Below are 16,050 nucleotides of genomic sequence, written 5' to 3'. Positions count from 1 at the left end.
ACTCCCATGGCATTTGGCGTCTATATCCACATTCCCTACTGCATTCAGCGTTGCACTTACTGTGACTTTGCCACCTATGAGCAAAGCAAGATTTTGCCGCCCGAGCAGTACGTGGAACTCCTGTTTAAGGAGATCCGTCAGAAGCACGGCTATTACACTCCACAAAGTCTGGATACCATCTACTTTGGTGGAGGCACTCCAAGCCTCATCCCTGCTCATCTCATTGTAGCGATTATCAAAGAGCTGGGTAGATATGGATTTACAACTAGACCTGACACCGAAATCACAATTGAAATCAATCCGGCAACCGTGAATGAGGATAAACTGAAAACCTACATTGATAACGGTGTGAATCGTTTCAGTGTCGGCGCTCAAACGTTCGACGATCGTTTGTTGAAGATGGTTCATCGTGAGCACTCCGCAAAACAAACCCTGGAAACGCTCGACCTTTTACGGGCCCACAATCTGAATTTCAGCTTCGATATTCTTTTTGCTCTGCCTTCACAAACCGTGGATGGACTGCGTCGGGATGTGCAAATTGCCGTCGAACAAGGGGCACGGCATATCAGCCCCTACTGTCTTACCGTGCCTGATGGTCATCCGTTGTCCAAAGGGCGCCCGGTTGACGAAGAACAAATCGAAATGTTCGACATCATCGCAGACGAACTGACAAAGACCGGATTTAAACAATACGAGATCTCCAACTTTGCCCTGCCCGGGTATGAATCCCAGCACAATCTGTTGTATTGGGTGGACGAACCCTATTGGGGTCTGGGCCTTAGCGCCCATTCGTATTCCAAAGAATCCACATGGGGCACGCGGTACTGGAATATCAACAACATCAACGACTATCAAAAGCAGATTCTGGCTTTCGATGGTCAGCAGTTCAGCTCCCCGGCCGTTCATTTGCCGGAAAGCCAGTTTGAAACCCTGGAAAGGCATCAGGCGCTTACAGACTTTTGTCATACCTCAATGCGTCTGATGCGCGGACTCAATATTGAACAGCTTCAGTCCAAATTCCCCGTTGATGTCTGCAATAAAGTCACAGGAATCCTGTCGAAACTCGAAGAAAAGGCGTGGATTCAGAATGACAATGGGCATTGGTCACTGACTCGTGACGGGCTTGTGTTGAGCAACCGAATTTTCCAGGAATTGACCTTCCTCAAAGGCGAAATATAAGAGGACTAGGAGTTTTTCCCGGGGCCTCCTGACATTGACAATATCTCGTGAATACACAATCTTAAGTATTGCGAAAGGACGTCTCATGTCAGAAGAAAATAGCTCTCAAAATCCGAATATTCCTCCTTCAGAAAATGCCGACAGTGCTTCTGAGATTCAAAAGCTTCAAGAACAGGCTGAAAAGTTCAAAAACGACTTCCTTTATCTGCGTGCCGAGTTTGAAAACTACAAACGCAATGCGATCAAAGAACGCTCTGAAATGACGAAATACGGTGGTGAGCGTCTGGTTCGCGACCTGCTGGAGGTCGTGGATAATTTTGAACGTGCTTTGAACATCAATGTTACAGCCGAAAATTTCGCCACCTTTAAACAGGGTGTGGATATGACCGCGCAGGAATTACGCAGTCTTTTGCAACGTCACAACGTGACAGAAGTTCCGGCGCATGGTGCGCCATTCGATCCGGCTGTTCACGAGGCTTTGAGTGCTGAAGTCACCGACCAGATGCCTCCGGGCCATGTGGTGCGTGTATTTAAAAAACCTTACAAACTCCATGACAAAGTGATCAGACCTGGCCAAGTCGTTGTTGCGAAGAAGCCAGAGTAAGAGAGTGTTGATTGTCTAAGAAAGACTTTTACTCCATTTTGAATGTTTCCAGGTCAGCCACTGCGGAAGAGATTAAAAAATCTTATCGCAAGCTGGCGATGCAGTATCATCCGGACAAAAATCCGGGGGACAAAAAGGCCGAAGAAAAGTTCAAAGAAATCACTGAGGCCTACGAGGTCCTTAGTGATACCAAGAAACGTGAAATGTATGACCAGTTCGGCCATGCCGGTGCCCAGGGCTTCGGTGGCGGCGGAGCTGGTGGTCCCTTCGGGGGGGCTGGCGGCTTTGGCGGTTTCGGTGGGGCGGGATCTTCCTCTCAGGGGGGCGACCCGTTTCAGGATATTTTCGGCGATGTCTTTGGTGATATTTTCGGATCAGCGCGTGGTCCCGGCGCACGTCCACGTCGGCCCAGCAAGGGCACGGACCTGCGCTATACTTTGAATATTTCTTTTGAAGAATCCGCCCTGGGCTGCGAAAAAGTGATCAGCTTTATGCGCCAGCGTGGCGGTCGTGAAGAACCTGCCAAGTTGTCCGTGAACGTCCCCGCCGGCGTGAAAGAAGGCCAGCGCCTGAAGCTTGCCGGTGAAGGTGACGCAACCGCAGGGGCTAACGCCGGTGATCTGTATGTGATTATCAACATTCAGGAACACCCGCTTTTCAAACGCAGTGAAAATGATGTCACTCTGGATCTTCCGATTATTTATACAGATGCCATTCTGGGCACCAACATTGAAGTTCCCACTTTGACCGGAAAAGCGATGATCCGCATTCCACCGGGCACTCACTCCGGCCAGACGTTCCGTCTCAAGGGTAAAGGCTTCCCGAAACTGGGTGGCTTTGGTTCCGGCGACATGCTGGTGCGTATTCTGGTTGATACTCCGAGCTCCCTTTCCAGCAGACAAAAAGAACTGATGGAAGAACTGGCAAAAAGCGGCGAATCCAGCCCGCTGGTTAAAGCCTTTCAGGACAAAGTGTCCCAACTTATGAGGAATAGAAAATGAAATCCGCTTTCCCCCTGCTTCTTACTGCCGGTCTTTTGGCTTCTTGTACAACGGTTGCAACAAAACGCGGCCCTTTAAAACCAGCCGCCACCACAGCTCCCTCCGCCAAGAAGCCCAAAGCCATCGGTGGTCTGACCTCGGGAAAGCCTCCGGAACAAATCGAATCTGAAGACCTGTCTGTTCCGGCTTCCTCTGGTGATATCCTCAGCCAGCTAAAAACCCTGGTTAATCAGACGGTCCAGGCTCCGAACAAACAGGATCAGGAATCCTTCCGCTTGCGTGCTATTGATGCGGTGGAAAATAAATTGAATGAAGACCAGTTGGAAGACGTCGCCGATGATTCCGATTTTGGGTTCCTGCGCGCGCACGCCATGTTCCGTCTGGGGGAAATGTCTTTGGATCGCAAGGACACATCTGACGCGCGTAAATACTTTAACTCTGTGACGGAGTTCGTGCCGGGTGGTGATCTGGCTTTGCGTGCTCAGGAAATTATTCATCAGCTGGATTCAGCCAAGAACGTTCAATCCCAGACCGTCGGTGTAGTGCTGCCATTAAGCGGTCGCAACGCTCCGGTTGGTCAGCGTGCTTTGCGCGGACTGGAAATGGGCCTGGGGCTGCACATTCCGGGCTCTGGCTTCAAGCTGGCCGTGATGGACAGTGAAGGAAACCCGGACTCCGCCCGTCGCGGGGTTGAGCGTTTGGTGAAAGAGGATAACGTTATCGCCATCGTGGGAAGTCTGCTTTCCAAAACAGCTCCGGCAGTGGCGGCAAAATCAGATGAGCTGGGTGTGCCCACAATTGCGCTGTCCCAGCGTTCCGGTTTGACTGAGATTGGTCCCACGGTGTTCAGAAATTCCCTGACCGGAGGCATGCAGGTGCGCGCTCTGGTGCGCACGGCGATGGAAGATCTGGGCATGAAAAAGTTTGCCATTCTTTACCCGAACGATCCATACGGTATCGAGTTCACAAATATTTTCTGGGATGAAGTGCTGGCTCGTGGTGGTGAAATCACTGCTGTGCAAACTTATTCAGTGAAAGAAACCGACTTCCGTCTGGTGATTCAGCGTCTGGTGGGCACTTACTTCGGCGAGGCCCGTCAGGACGAATTCAATCTGCGTCTTAAAGAACTGCAACAGTCCGGAAAGAAACATTCCGTGCGTCAGTCCAATCTGGAAAACGTATTGCCACCGATTGTGGACTTCGACGGCATCTTTATCCCCGACAGCGCTCGCGCGATGGGTCAGATCTCTGCAATGCTTTCCTATAATGACGTGCGTGGTGTGAAACTTTTGGGAACCAATCTTTGGAACACCAAGGACATTGCCAAACGCGCCGGTAACTTTGCGCAGAATCTGGTTTTTGTCGATAGTATGACACCGGCTTCTCATGATCGTTCCCGCTTTATGGGTGAATACCGCTCTCTTTATAATGAAGAGCCTTCCTTGATCGAAGTGCAGGCTTATGATGCGGGCTTAATCCTGCGTCAGCTGATCGCCGCAGGCGCCAGCTCCCGTGAGGAACTGGTAAAGAAGATGTCTGAGCTAAACCGCTTCCCTGGAAGCCTAGGAAGCCTCAGTATTAACGCGGAAAGAGAGATCGAGCGCCCGGTGACGGCGCTAACTATCGAAAAAGGCGAAGTTATTCCCCTTAGAATTCGTAAATAAGATCCATAATTTTATTTAATGACGATTTTTTAACCCCCTTCGGTGGGTGTTCTGTCTTAGGAACACCAGCGACAATGAGTGTCGCAAAATCTAAAGAAGGGGGCGTTATGACAAGTCGTATATCTGAAAACGTAATGATGGAGTGCAGAAGAAAACTCCTGACCACAAAACAAGATGTTTTGAATCGCTTTAGAACAGCCCAACGGGAGTTGGTGCACTTTGAAAAAGGTGGCGACGAAGGCGATCAGTCTGTAGCCCATATCGAAGAACATTCTTTTTTAGTATCCCAAGCCCGCATGAGAGAACAACTTGTCGAGATCGAAATGGCCCTGGCGCGCATCGAACAAGGCACATTCGGCATTTGTGAAGAAACAGAGGAACTTATCGAAACTGAAAGGTTGCTGGCAATTCCTTGGACTCGCCTAAGCATCGAAGGAGCAGAGATGCGAGAAGCGGTAAGTCGTAAGTTTGCGCGTTAAATAATCACGCAGTGCTTTTTTAGTGACAGAGAATCTTTCCCCCGTAATATGCGATCAATTTTCGGCCAAGGATCATCATATCGGGGGGTGAGATGAACGCAACCGAACTGACGGAAGTCGAACTACAAAATTTGAAAGAATCCTTGCTCTTCCAAAAGGGCACGATCCTCAATAAAACACATGAGTTTAAAGAGGAGCAATCCAGCATGGCTGCGGTTGCAGATGAAGCGGAAGCCGCTTCTCAGGATATCTCCAACAATATCTCCATTCACCTGCATGAACGTGATCGCACGGCTTTGTATGCGATTGAACGGGCGCTTGGCAAAATTGCCGACGGGACGTATGGCCAGTGCGAAGCCTGCTCTGAATTGATCAGTGCGCGCCGTCTGCAAGCAAGACCATTCACAGCCCTTTGTATTGATTGCATGGAAGAACAAGAGAGCCATTCTAGTATTTTCCAATAAGCACGAATTTATCTCATTGGATGAGGTCCACTGACATGGATGTCAGTCCAATTTTTTAAATTTCTCCTGAATTGCAGTTTAGAAAAAAACGTCTCACACCGAGAAGACTCATACCAGAAACATAAATTCCCGCATTACGCGGAGGAGCGGTATGAGTTTTGACGATAAAGTCCTAGAAATCCCACAGACCCTTCCCATGCTACCTGTGAGAGACATCGTAGTATTCCCCTACATGATCATTCCATTGTATGTAGGCCGTGACGCCTCCATCCGCTCAGTCGAAGAAGCCTTGGCGAAAAACCGCCTGATCTTCCTGGCATCACAAAAAGATATTACAGAAGAAAATCCTTCTCCGGATAACATCTACACTGTTGGTACAGTGGCGATGATCATGAGAATGAGAAAACTTTCTGATGGTCGCGTAAAAATCCTGATTCAGGGTGTGGCTAAAGGCCGCGTGAAAAACTTCACAAAGACAGCCCCTTCCTTTGAAGTGGCGGTTGAAAAGATCGAGGAAACTCCTGTTCAAAAGACAGTGGTGGAAAACGAAGCTTTGATCAGAACAGCCAAAGAGCACATCGAGCGCATCATCGCGTTGGGTCGCCCTCTTTCCCCGGACATCCTGTTGGTGCTGGATGATGTTTCTGATCCAGGTCGCATTGCAGATTTGATCGCTTCCAATCTGGGTGTGAAAGTTCAGGATGCACAGAAGGTTCTGGAAACTTCTGATGCCACTGAAAGACTTAAATTGGTAAATGAAATTCTGGCTGCAGAACTTGAAGTGATGCAGACTCAGCAGAAGAACCGCACTGGCAATGCCAAGGACGACATGTCCAAGTCTCAGCGTGAATACTTCCTGCGCGAGCAGATGAAAGCTATAAAGAATGAGCTGGGCGAAGGCGACTCCAAATCCGAGGAAATGGACGAATTGCGCGAAAAGCTGATCAATGCCGGAATGCCTGCAACTGTAGAGGCGGAAGCATTGAAACAACTGGGTCGTCTGGAGCGTATGCATCCGGATGCTTCCGAAGCCACAATGGTTCGCACCTACCTTGACTGGATGGCGGATCTTCCTTGGAGCAAAAAATCCGAAGACCATATTGATCTTAAACGTTCCAAAGAAATTCTGGATGAAGATCACTATGAACTGGAAAAAGCCAAAGACCGCGTTATGGAATTCCTGGCGGTTCGCAAGCTGAAACCAAACCTTAAAGGTCCAATCCTTTGCTTTGGTGGTCCTCCGGGCGTGGGCAAAACATCCCTGGGTAAATCCATCGCTCGTGCGATGGGCCGTGAATACTTCCGTATCGCCCTGGGTGGTGTGAAAGATGAAGCGGAAATCCGCGGTCACCGTCGCACTTATGTGGGTGCAATGCCGGGTAAAATCATCCAGGCTTTACGTCAGGCGAAAACAAACAATCCAGTGATCGTGCTGGATGAAATTGACAAACTGGGATCTGACTTCCGTGGTGACCCTTCAGCAGCAATGCTAGAGGTCCTGGACCCGGAACAAAACGCCACTTTCCGTGACAACTACTTGAACGTGGATTTCGATCTTTCAAATGTGTTGTTCATCGCAACGGCCAACGTGTTGGAAAATATTCCACCAGCATTGCGCGACCGTATGGAAATCCTGAACATCCCGGGATACACAGAGAATGACAAGCTTTTGATCACGAAAAAACATTTGATCAAAAGACAAATTGAAGCCAACGGTATCACTGAGGAAAACATCCAGTTTACCGACGAAGGCATCAAGTATCTGATCGCTGGTTACACTCGTGAAGCAGGTCTTCGTAACCTGGAGCGCGAAGTGGGTTCCGTCTGCCGTAAAGTGGCCAAGATGGTTGTGATGGGTGAAGCGAACTTTGTGGAGGTCAATGCCACAACCGTTCCAGAGCTTCTGGGCCCGCCAAGATTCCAGCGCGATGATAAGATCGCAGACTCTCAGATCGGCGTGGTTCAAGGTCTAGCCTGGACTCAAGCCGGTGGTGAAGTTCTGACCGTGGAAGCTTTGAAAATGAAAGGTAAAGGACACCTTTCCCTGACAGGTCAACTTGGCGATGTCATGAAAGAGTCCGCTCACGCAGCGATGTCTTATGCTCGCGCTCATCAGGAAGAACTGGGTATTCCAGAGGACTTCTTTGACAAGTACGACATTCACATCCACTTGCCAGCAGGTGCGATCCCGAAAGACGGTCCTTCTGCAGGTATCACTCTGACAACAGCGCTTGTCAGCTTGATGACAGGCACTCCGGTTCGTCACGATATCGCGATGACTGGTGAAGTGACCTTGCAAGGACGTGTACTGCCTGTCGGTGGTATCCGTGAGAAATGTCTTGCCGCTTTGAACCTGGGTATTACAAACATCATCATCCCGATGGCTTGCCAAAAGGATCTTGCTGACATCCCTAAGGTCTTCAAAGACAAGATCAACTTTATTCTGGCAGAAAACTTGGATGAAGTGTTCGCGGTTGCCTTCGATAAGAATGCAAAAGTGACAACAGAAAAGAAAACTGCTGCGAAAAAAGACCCTAAGAAATCCAAATCACTTGCGGCCTAAACCGCAAGTACGCATCGCCCCTCCCTAGAGTCATGCGTTTCATAAGAAAGCCGGTTTATGCCGGCTTTCTTTTTTTGTTTCAATACGAGACAACTCCCTCCCCCACCTTCGTCTAAGGTCCGTATCTCAGTGTTATCTTGTTTGTATCTGGGGAACGTTCTAAGATTGTTCCATGAGGTTTCACAATAAAGGTCAGAGCACTCTGCTGTTCGTCACTGTCTTATGTGCCATAGGTGTGATCTTTGTATTGAACTCCGCAGATATTCAGAAAAGAAACTACGAGTACAAGACAAAGGATCATGATCAGGTTCTTCTGAACGAAGTCACCACTTCGGCTTTTGCTGTTATGGAATCTGCCCTGGCCCGCCGTCTGTGGGAACCACCTCCGGACAACAACTGTCTGAAATCAGAATCCTTCAGCGTCGATGGCACGCTGGAAGGCGGCATGACCTGGAATGTGACGGCCAAGTACAACTTCACCACAAAAAACTACGAGCTGATTTCTGAAGGACACTATCGCGATCTAAAGGCCGTTTATATCAAACGCATCAAAGTTCTGGATGTGTCAGATTACCTTTTGTTCTCGGGTTCAGATGCGCCATTGACGTTGCGTCGTCTGTACAATGCAGACTTCCCTACGGCTTTGATTGCGCGCGATCGTCGGATTTACACCAAGGGTCCGATTCAGCTGGGTGGAAATATCAATCGCCCCAACAGCATGATGAACTGGGGCGGATCGCCCAGCATCTGGCCGGGCGAGTATGGCACGATCATTCAGGGGGATCGCATTCAGTTTGGCGGGGGTATGCAGTACATTCAGTATGTCATACCCAAACCAAATCCACACCCCAGCAATATTGAAAATCTGCTAGCGCCTTTCGACAATGCCGTGGATATGCCAGCCACTCACCGCAGTCAGTTTGGCGGTGGCTCTGCTGTCATCACCCGGGACTTCAACAAGGCAATGACACTTAAACAGCAGGTCATCAACACCGCAGCTGGGCCTTTAACAAAAGCTTCCATTCGCAGTGAGGTTTATCCTATCGCTCTTTTTGGCGGGTCACCCCCATTGAAATCCTGGGAGGCTTCCGATAACGGCACTTATTTTAATGATGTCGATCGCTATTCTATTTTCAATTATGGCTGGGGCGGCGCCAATGGTTTCGGCGTGCGTCTGGATGCCACCTGTGTTTCCAAGGTCGATTCGGACACCACGAAAAAAGTCTGCTCGAACTCAGAACATTTCCCTCGTGGATTTAAAGCCTGGAGAAAAGACGCCGGACTGGAAGGCACTCTGTTCACAGCAGATGCAGAGGAAATCCCTTCACCCAAGCTGAATTGGGACAACATGGAAGCCCTGGAAGAAGACGCCCGTCAGTGTGGTCGCGTGATCGACAGCCCGACGAATCCCTATACGGACTGCCCTATCTGGGATGTTAATTACCTAAAAAAATATGCCAGTGGCAATACCGCTTGCGAGCAAGTTTCAAACATTGATCTGAATACGCTAACCCTGAACAACTTCAATGTGGCGCAGTTAACCAACACCAGCCTTAAAGAGCGTCTGCTTCGTCGTGTGGTTTATACAAAAGTTCCGACTGAAATTCGCCAGAATACTCCGCAGGGTTTGATGTCCGGGATTCTGCCAAACAACCCGGCCAGAAAGAATTTTTCCCTGTGGATTATCAGCGAGGACACTCTGGCATTGCGCGGATACCAACAGGATAACACGTCACCTTTAAGTTCTGACCCGGGACGTTTGCGTGAAATTGTCTTTAACAGTGATGCCAGCGGCAGCGGACGCGAGCCCATTCCGATGGTCATGCTCTCTCCAGAGCGCGTGCATTTGTTAAGCCCTCACTATGTACCGGCGACACCCACCTATATGAGCACTTACTGGCCCGTGGTGGGCGGAAAAATTCAGCCGGTTTTGCATAACTACACTGATTATGCCCGACAGGAAAACGACGGCTTCCGCTATGGCTATCGCACCTACAAAATCGACAGCGTCAGTTTGATCACCAATGCCAACACAAACACGGCAACACCTTTTGTTCTGCGCGGCCTATGGAGCGGGCCTGACTCCACAGCCGATCAGTATCCATCAAATATGTGCATGGTCAGCATGGCGGGCCATACGCTTCAACCCGTGCCGAATCCATCAGACCCGGCAAATCCTTACAACCTTGTTTCCGGGGCGCAAATGCCACCTTATGTCTCAGCACCGAACTCACCGATTCCCCCGTTGAGTTCCAACTACTACAATGGCAACACCTCCAAACTGCCAAGAGGATACTATCCGGTCATCTTTGATTTACAGCGTTCTGCCGGCATGGGAGGTCGCGAGGAATCTGATGTGATTTATTCCGGCATTCGCATGTACACCAACTTCGATTCCTTTGTTCCTGCCGGAAAGAAGAACCTGAACAATCCGACCCGCATTATTGCCGACACTCGCGGCAATGGTGGCGCACCTATTACGCTGGAACATAAGAATCTTCAATGGAATACCGGATACTACTATCAGGATATCCCCGCTGGAAGCGCATGTATCCCTGCAAACTTTAAATCCCGTGAAGCCGGATATTATGTCGGCGGCGTTTCGGAATCACAGCCCAGCGTGAACAACGGCCGATACATCTTTGTGCATACAGACCCTCCGGTTGACTACCGAAATCTCGGTTCCATCATCGGGGTCGATCAACCCATCCTGGAGACACGAAACTAGATGAAACTTCATGCGAACAACCAGGGTATGACACTACTTGAAGTTCTGGCAGCGGTGGCAATTTCGCTGATCAGTATGACTGTGCTTATGCAGTTGACCCTGTCCAACAGGACCCACAAATCCGGTATCGACCGTGCTATCGTATTTAAGGAAGTTCTGACCAACAACGCCATCGAACTTAAAGGTGCTTCCGTTGACGACATCCCTCTGCCGATCACTTCGGTGGCCATGTTGGTCACCATCTGCTGCAAGGTGCTGGCTTGGGCCGACAAAAGGACTTTCCGGGCAAAGGCAGTGTGGATCTGATTCTGACGGTCAATGACGGCGGTGGGATTTCCATTGTTAAAAGAATTCTTTGCGAGTTTTACCCGAAGGTCCGATAATTTATTTAGCTATATGCGTATTAAAGATAAAAAGAAAGTGGCCCTGGTTTTAAGTGGAGGAGGCATCAAAGCCGCCGCCTTTCATATTGGGGTTTGCTTGGCCCTTCAAGAAAAGGGATTCAAATTTGCCGGCGGAACCAAAGAGATGGTGCGTCAGAATTTCGGGGATAACGACCCGATGACGATCCGTCTTTATGTCGGTTCCAGTGCCGGGGCTTTCGTGGCCTCTGTTCTGGCAGCTGGCTATCCAGTGGAATCTTTAATCAATGCCTTTCAAGTTGGTTCGGGATCTGAACCCACTTTTGATAAATCAGACCTTCGTTATCTAAAACCGATTTCCTATCGCAGTCTGTTTAATCTGAATTCCGGCAGTCTTTTAAAATTTATTCCCCGTTCTTTGATGGAAAAGGCCCTGGTCACCGGCGGCTTTGAATCCCTTTTAAAAAACGGCCTGAAACTCAACGGCCTGTTTTCCACAAAAGGTATTGAGAACTATTTGCGCAAAGAAGTCCTGGTCGATAATGACTTTGCCCGTTTGGGGGTTGAGCTTTTTGTCATCGGAACTCAACTAAATCACACCCGCAAAGCCATCTTTGGAAATTTCCCGGAATCTTTTAAAACCGAGACCACTAAATACATCAACTACGCCACCATCAGTGACGCGGTTGCCTGCTCGACGGCTTTGCCACCGGTGTTTGCTCCTTACGGAATTAAACGCCCGGATGGAAAAGAGATTCATTATTATGACGGCGAGATTCGCGATACCCTTTCCACGCATGTGGCAGCAGACTACGGCGCAGATCTGGTGATTTCCTCGTATTCCATTCAACCCTATCACTACACCAAGGAAATGGGTTCACTGCACGACTACGGGATTCCACTGATTGCCAATCAGGCCCTGTACCAAGTCGTACAGCAAAAGATCGCTCGCCATATTCAGTATAAAAACGACATTCGCGGAATCTACAATGCGGTGGATGGTTACTTCAAGCAACAGAACTTACCACCGGAACATAAGGACAAAATCCTTGAAATCATTCGCAATCGTGTAAACTATCGCCCGGAAGTGGACTACATCTATGTAGCCCCTCGCCCGCAGAACTATGAAATGTTCTTCGTCGATCATTTCAGTCTGAATCCGGAAATTCTGGCTCGTATTGTGCGCATTGGTTTTAAATCCGGCATCAATGCCCTTCGCCAATACGATTTCAAATAACTAACTGCCTTTTTCCACAGCTTGTTTCCACAACCTCAGCAGATGCTGACTTTGTCGTTCAAGTCTTTCTCCCGCATAAGCCTTTTGATCAATAAAATGACCAATATCCCGAAGCGCTTCACGTTGCTGCGGATTTTCTTCGGCCAATCTGGTCAGATAATGCAGCGGAGTTTCGCCGCTTTCCTGCGGCTGATTTCTTTTTTCCGCCCACTTTTGCACTGCCAGAAACAGAACTCGTTCTTCGCTTACTAAGCCTTTCGTCCTGAAAAGACTGCGGAAAAGAAGAACTCCAATAACCGTAACAAAGATCAATCCCAGAATCATCTGCAACTTCATATCCGCCAAGGACTGCCAGAAGCTTTTCTGCGAACTGCGATCGAAATCGACAAGGAAGTAGGTCCATCTGTAGTTCAGATCATCGATCAAAAACTCAGCCCGGTCCCATAAAGTGATGCCGGAGTCCTTTGAAGGGCGCCACTGCACATTTCTGGCAAAGACCTTTTGATCTTCCTCTGAAAGATTAAAGAAATCTTCAGCCCCGATCACCAGCCTTAAAGGCGCCACCCAACTGGTGGGATCTTTTCTTTGCCATACCCCCTGATGAAAAACTTCCACCCAAGCGTGGGCATCTCTTTGCGTGACTCGCCAGAAATCACCCATGGGATTATAGCGCCCCCCCTGATAGCCGACGACAACCCGGGATGGAATCCCCAGCGATCTCGCCAAGGTCGCATAGGCACCGGCAAAGTGTTCACAGAAGCCGCGTTTTCGATAGAACAAAAAGGCCTCTAAATCATTGGGACCGCCGTAAACACCAGGATTTAAACTGTAAGTAAAATCATTCTTGGCAAAAAGATCCTGCAAAGCCTGAAGACGTTCTTCAGTTCCGGCCGCATCTTTTTTTGTCTGTTCCACCCATTCCAAAACACGACCGCGCATTTCCGGAGTGCGCAAATAGTCTTCATCAGGAGCCAAGGTGTCTTTACTGCCCTCGCTCCATTTGGCTCTATACACCGTGGTGGTCATAAGCGGGCGGGCACTTCGATAAATGTCTCCATTTAAAGACATCGTGCGACCCTGTTCCAATTGCACTTCGCTGGTTCCATCCAACACAAACAGATAAGTATTTGAATGTGGTTCCAGGGCAATTTCATATAACGAACTTTTGGAAACCTCTGTCCCTTTTTCCGGTGCGCGCAGCCCTAAAGTTCCCGGCCGCCAACTAAGCCCGCGCGAATATGGCAGAACCGAACCCCGCCAATAAAGATTCTCTGCGTTTTTTATTCCTGTTTCAGAAAGCTTGGCCCTGAAAACCATCGTGGAAATCCCGGCAAGCTCAGCGACATTTCCGGGATTTAGTTCCTCACTAAAGCCAATTTGTCCGGTGTTACTTCCGCGCGACATCGCCCAGGGCAGAACCACGCGAGGAAAGGCAAAGAACATAATCACCGCGGCCGGCACAGAAAGCGCAAAAACCTTTAAAAGCACTCTGCCTTTATGAGGAAGCGCACCGGGAAGAAGCGAGTACCACAAACCCGCAAATGCCAGTGCCGACGGAATAATCCAGTAAATATCCAAACTGAAAAGAGCTTTGACCGACACCAATACAAAACCCAATAAAACCAGGAAACGATGATCGCGCTCATTGCGATAATCCATCACGCGCAAACCAGAAAGCCCCAGAAGAAATGTGTAAGAAGGCTCCTGCCCAATAAATGTTCGGAACTGCAACAGGATCTGCACCAAAAGAGCAATACTTAAAACACCTGTCACTTTCTTTGAAAGTGGCTTCCATTTTAGGTTTTCCACACCCCATTTCCAGATCAAAAGACCAACCGAAGAAAAGGCAATCCACGGAGATACTTCAATACCCACCATCACCATCGCTGTGACAAACGAAAACGCCAGTGCTTTTTGGCTAAAGAATTTTCTATCCGTCATGGCAGGTTCTCCGTCTGAAGAAGAGCCAGAGTTTTTAAACATTCCTGCCTGTGGGCAGCTCCGGAATTTTTTCCATGTTCTTTTGATCCCACTGTCAAAGAATAAGAATATCCCTGTTTAGCGGCCTGATCCACCCACAGGCACAATTGTGAAATCCGGCTTTCAGGATCTTCAAGGTAAGCTGTTTGCTCCCATGAAAAACTCAGGGCGGGCTTTTCCGGTTCTTCATAGTTTTTCACTAAAAGCTCCTGTCGTCGCGCACTGGCACGCCAGTCAATACGACTTAAAGGATCGGCGCTTTGAAAAGTCCTGTGATCTCTGAACAGTCCGCTTTGTTGCATGCCTTCACCTGATACAGAATCCACAGGAAATTCCACATCACCCCTTCTTTGCGGGAAGATAAGGATTTTTTGTTCGCTCACGGCATACTTCCAGGCGCGCAGAAGTCCAAATGGATAAACACTTTGCAAAGTAATTCTGGGCAAAGAAATATATCCGCGCGATAAAGGCGTGAACCTCAGGAACAAACTTTCCTGTGATTTCGGAGCCAGCGAAATTCGCTCGGTCAAATCCTTGCTTTTGGCAAAAACAGCCTCCACCTCCCATGCAGGAATGTCTGAATTGTTTTCCAGATCAACACGCACGCGGCCTTCTTCTTTGGCGAAAAGTTCTGGGCTTTCAATTCCCTCCACCCGCACAATATCCATATTCTTGTTGGTTAGAAGAATGCCCGTCACGGCAACCGAGATCAGAAAGAAGACAAAGATATAAATTAAATTGTTGGCGTAACCTACCGCCAGAAAGAATAACACCAATGCCATGGCGCCAAAGGCGACACCAAAACGCGATGGCATGATGTAAGTTCTTTTTTTCTTTTTAGACAGGAACTGCAGTGGCTTTCTGAAGCGCGACAGCCCACTCACGACCTCGTTTGATGCCATGGTTGCCTCCCAGTCTGTGTCCTAGTACGGGAACCAGAACTTGTTGCACATCATCCGGGCGCACATAGTCCCGGCCCTCAAGAAACGCCCATGCCTTTGCCGCGCGCACCAGTGCCATCCCTGCCCGAGTCGAAAGAGGTGCCCCCTCAAATCCAGCACGGCGTGATCTTTCCAGAATATCCGCAATATAATTGGCTACCGCAGGCGCCACTTTCACAGCTTGCACCTGTTGCAGGGCCTGCTCGATTTCACCTTCGCTAAAAAGTGCGTGGATCTTATTCAGCAATCCCCGCGGATCTTCCCCTTGCAACAGACGCACTTCGGTTTCTTTAGAGGCATGATGCAACTCAAGACTCATTAAAAACCGATCCAGCTGACTTTCTGGCAGCGGGAAAGTTCCTGTTTGCTGATGTGGATTCTGAGTGGCAATAACATAGAACGGCTTTGGCAAGGGCCAGTTGGTGCCATCCACAGAGACCTCACCTTCTTCCATCGCCTGAAGCAATGCACTTTGTGTGCGAGGACTGGCGCGATTGAGTTCATCGGCCATCACCAGTTGTGAAAACAACGGTCCGGGATGAAAGACAAATTTTTGCTCTTGCGGATGAAACACCTGACCGCCAATTGCATCAGCCGGAAGCAGATCAATCGTGAACTGAATACGACGGGTTTTTAATCCGGTCAGCTTTCCCAGAACTTGCACCAAAGTGGTTTTACCCACACCCGGAAGATCCTCGATCAGCAGATGCCCGCCTGCCAAAAGACAGGTCATCGCCAGACGGATCTCCACGTTTTTATCCAGGACAACTTTCGAGGCTTCAGAGATCAGTTCATGAAACTTTTTATTCATAGGTGGATAGAATAAAGGCAAAAAAAAGCCCCGGCAT

The 16,050-nt window shown here is 49.1% G+C and carries 13 protein-coding genes; 10 read left to right on the top strand and 3 right to left on the bottom strand.

All coding sequences use genetic code 11. The features are described from left to right. Positions 1 to 6 precede the first annotated feature (6 nt). From hemW to EZJ49_RS05855, 10 genes are all read left to right on the top strand, one after another. Positions 7 to 1,179, top strand: coding sequence for a radical SAM family heme chaperone HemW (gene hemW / locus EZJ49_RS05900; RefSeq protein WP_262555194.1), 1,173 nt, complete (start codon positions 7 to 9; stop codon positions 1,177 to 1,179). A gap of 85 nt (positions 1,180 to 1,264) precedes the next feature. Further along, positions 1,265 to 1,783 carry a nucleotide exchange factor GrpE gene (gene grpE / locus EZJ49_RS05895; RefSeq protein WP_262555193.1) on the top strand — a complete coding sequence of 173 codons (519 nt, stop codon included), beginning with the start codon at positions 1,265 to 1,267 and terminating at the stop codon, positions 1,781 to 1,783. An 11-nt stretch (positions 1,784 to 1,794) separates the two neighbouring features. After that, positions 1,795 to 2,784, top strand: a complete 990-nt coding sequence (locus EZJ49_RS05890; RefSeq protein WP_262555192.1) for a DnaJ C-terminal domain-containing protein — start codon at positions 1,795 to 1,797, stop codon at positions 2,782 to 2,784. After that, positions 2,781 to 4,448, top strand: a complete 1,668-nt coding sequence (locus EZJ49_RS05885) for a penicillin-binding protein activator (RefSeq protein WP_262555191.1) — start codon at positions 2,781 to 2,783, stop codon at positions 4,446 to 4,448. Before EZJ49_RS05890 ends, EZJ49_RS05885 begins: the two co-directional genes overlap by 4 nt. Positions 4,449 to 4,555: 107 nt before the next feature. Continuing rightward, positions 4,556 to 4,927, top strand: a complete 372-nt coding sequence (locus EZJ49_RS05880; protein WP_262555190.1) for a TraR/DksA family transcriptional regulator — start codon at positions 4,556 to 4,558, stop codon at positions 4,925 to 4,927. Positions 4,928 to 5,019: 92 nt separating this feature from the next. Further along, the gene (locus EZJ49_RS05875) at positions 5,020 to 5,391 is read left to right on the top strand and encodes a TraR/DksA family transcriptional regulator (RefSeq protein WP_262555189.1); all 372 of its coding nucleotides are present in this window, start codon (positions 5,020 to 5,022) and stop codon (positions 5,389 to 5,391) included. Between the two features lie 151 nt (positions 5,392 to 5,542). Continuing rightward, complete coding sequence (lon, locus tag EZJ49_RS05870; protein WP_262555188.1) at positions 5,543 to 7,954, top strand: endopeptidase La; 2,412 nt, start codon at positions 5,543 to 5,545, stop codon at positions 7,952 to 7,954. A 172-nt stretch (positions 7,955 to 8,126) separates the two neighbouring features. Continuing rightward, positions 8,127 to 10,682 carry a hypothetical protein gene (locus EZJ49_RS05865; RefSeq protein ID WP_262555187.1) on the top strand — a complete coding sequence of 852 codons (2,556 nt, stop codon included), beginning with the start codon at positions 8,127 to 8,129 and terminating at the stop codon, positions 10,680 to 10,682. Next, positions 10,683 to 10,988, top strand: coding sequence for a type II secretion system protein (locus EZJ49_RS05860; RefSeq protein WP_262555186.1), 306 nt, complete (start codon positions 10,683 to 10,685; stop codon positions 10,986 to 10,988). Between the two features lie 90 nt (positions 10,989 to 11,078). Then, positions 11,079 to 12,281 carry a patatin-like phospholipase family protein gene (locus EZJ49_RS05855; protein ID WP_262555185.1) on the top strand — a complete coding sequence of 401 codons (1,203 nt, stop codon included), beginning with the start codon at positions 11,079 to 11,081 and terminating at the stop codon, positions 12,279 to 12,281. On the opposite strand, the gene EZJ49_RS05850 is transcribed toward EZJ49_RS05855, so the two are convergent. Genes EZJ49_RS05850 through EZJ49_RS05840 form a run of 3 tightly spaced genes read right to left on the bottom strand, consistent with a single transcriptional unit; the run spans position 12,282 to position 16,013 of the window. Further along, a complete protein-coding gene (locus EZJ49_RS05850; protein WP_262555184.1) occupies positions 12,282 to 14,222 on the bottom strand; it encodes a DUF3488 and DUF4129 domain-containing transglutaminase family protein in 1,941 nt (646 codons plus the stop codon). Next, entirely contained in the window at positions 14,219 to 15,163 is a 945-nt protein-coding gene (locus EZJ49_RS05845; protein WP_262555183.1) for a DUF58 domain-containing protein, read from the bottom strand. The genes EZJ49_RS05850 and EZJ49_RS05845 overlap by 4 nt, the downstream gene beginning before the upstream one ends. After that, positions 15,099 to 16,013, bottom strand: coding sequence for an AAA family ATPase (locus EZJ49_RS05840; RefSeq protein ID WP_262555182.1), 915 nt, complete (start codon positions 16,011 to 16,013; stop codon positions 15,099 to 15,101). Before EZJ49_RS05840 ends, EZJ49_RS05845 begins: the two co-directional genes overlap by 65 nt. Between the last annotated feature and the right edge of the window lie 37 nt (positions 16,014 to 16,050).

Origin of the sequence: Bdellovibrio bacteriovorus, from assembly GCF_025558485.1 — a bacterium.
Lineage (GTDB): Bacteria > Bdellovibrionota > Bdellovibrionia > Bdellovibrionales > Bdellovibrionaceae > Bdellovibrio > Bdellovibrio bacteriovorus_G.
Note: the sequence above shows the minus strand (reverse complement) of the source record. Positions and strands in the feature narration are given on the sequence as shown.

What these genes read in the sequence shown, in the direction of transcription:
- hemW (WP_262555194.1), top strand. Translation starts at nt 7, where the DNA reads ATGGCATTTGGCGTCTATATCCACATTCCCTACTGCATTCAGCGTTGC.
- grpE (WP_262555193.1), top strand. Translation starts at nt 1,265, where the DNA reads ATGTCAGAAGAAAATAGCTCTCAAAATCCGAATATTCCTCCTTCAGAA.
- EZJ49_RS05885 (WP_262555191.1), top strand. Translation starts at nt 2,781, where the DNA reads ATGAAATCCGCTTTCCCCCTGCTTCTTACTGCCGGTCTTTTGGCTTCT.
- EZJ49_RS05880 (WP_262555190.1), top strand. Translation starts at nt 4,556, where the DNA reads ATGACAAGTCGTATATCTGAAAACGTAATGATGGAGTGCAGAAGAAAA.
- EZJ49_RS05875 (WP_262555189.1), top strand. Translation starts at nt 5,020, where the DNA reads ATGAACGCAACCGAACTGACGGAAGTCGAACTACAAAATTTGAAAGAA.
- lon (WP_262555188.1), top strand. Translation starts at nt 5,543, where the DNA reads ATGAGTTTTGACGATAAAGTCCTAGAAATCCCACAGACCCTTCCCATG.
- EZJ49_RS05865 (WP_262555187.1), top strand. Translation starts at nt 8,127, where the DNA reads ATGAGGTTTCACAATAAAGGTCAGAGCACTCTGCTGTTCGTCACTGTC.
- EZJ49_RS05860 (WP_262555186.1), top strand. Translation starts at nt 10,683, where the DNA reads ATGAAACTTCATGCGAACAACCAGGGTATGACACTACTTGAAGTTCTG.
- EZJ49_RS05855 (WP_262555185.1), top strand. Translation starts at nt 11,079, where the DNA reads ATGCGTATTAAAGATAAAAAGAAAGTGGCCCTGGTTTTAAGTGGAGGA.
- EZJ49_RS05850 (WP_262555184.1), bottom strand. Translation starts at nt 14,222, where the DNA reads ATGACGGATAGAAAATTCTTTAGCCAAAAAGCACTGGCGTTTTCGTTT.
- EZJ49_RS05845 (WP_262555183.1), bottom strand. Translation starts at nt 15,163, where the DNA reads ATGGCATCAAACGAGGTCGTGAGTGGGCTGTCGCGCTTCAGAAAGCCA.
- EZJ49_RS05840 (WP_262555182.1), bottom strand. Translation starts at nt 16,013, where the DNA reads ATGAATAAAAAGTTTCATGAACTGATCTCTGAAGCCTCGAAAGTTGTC.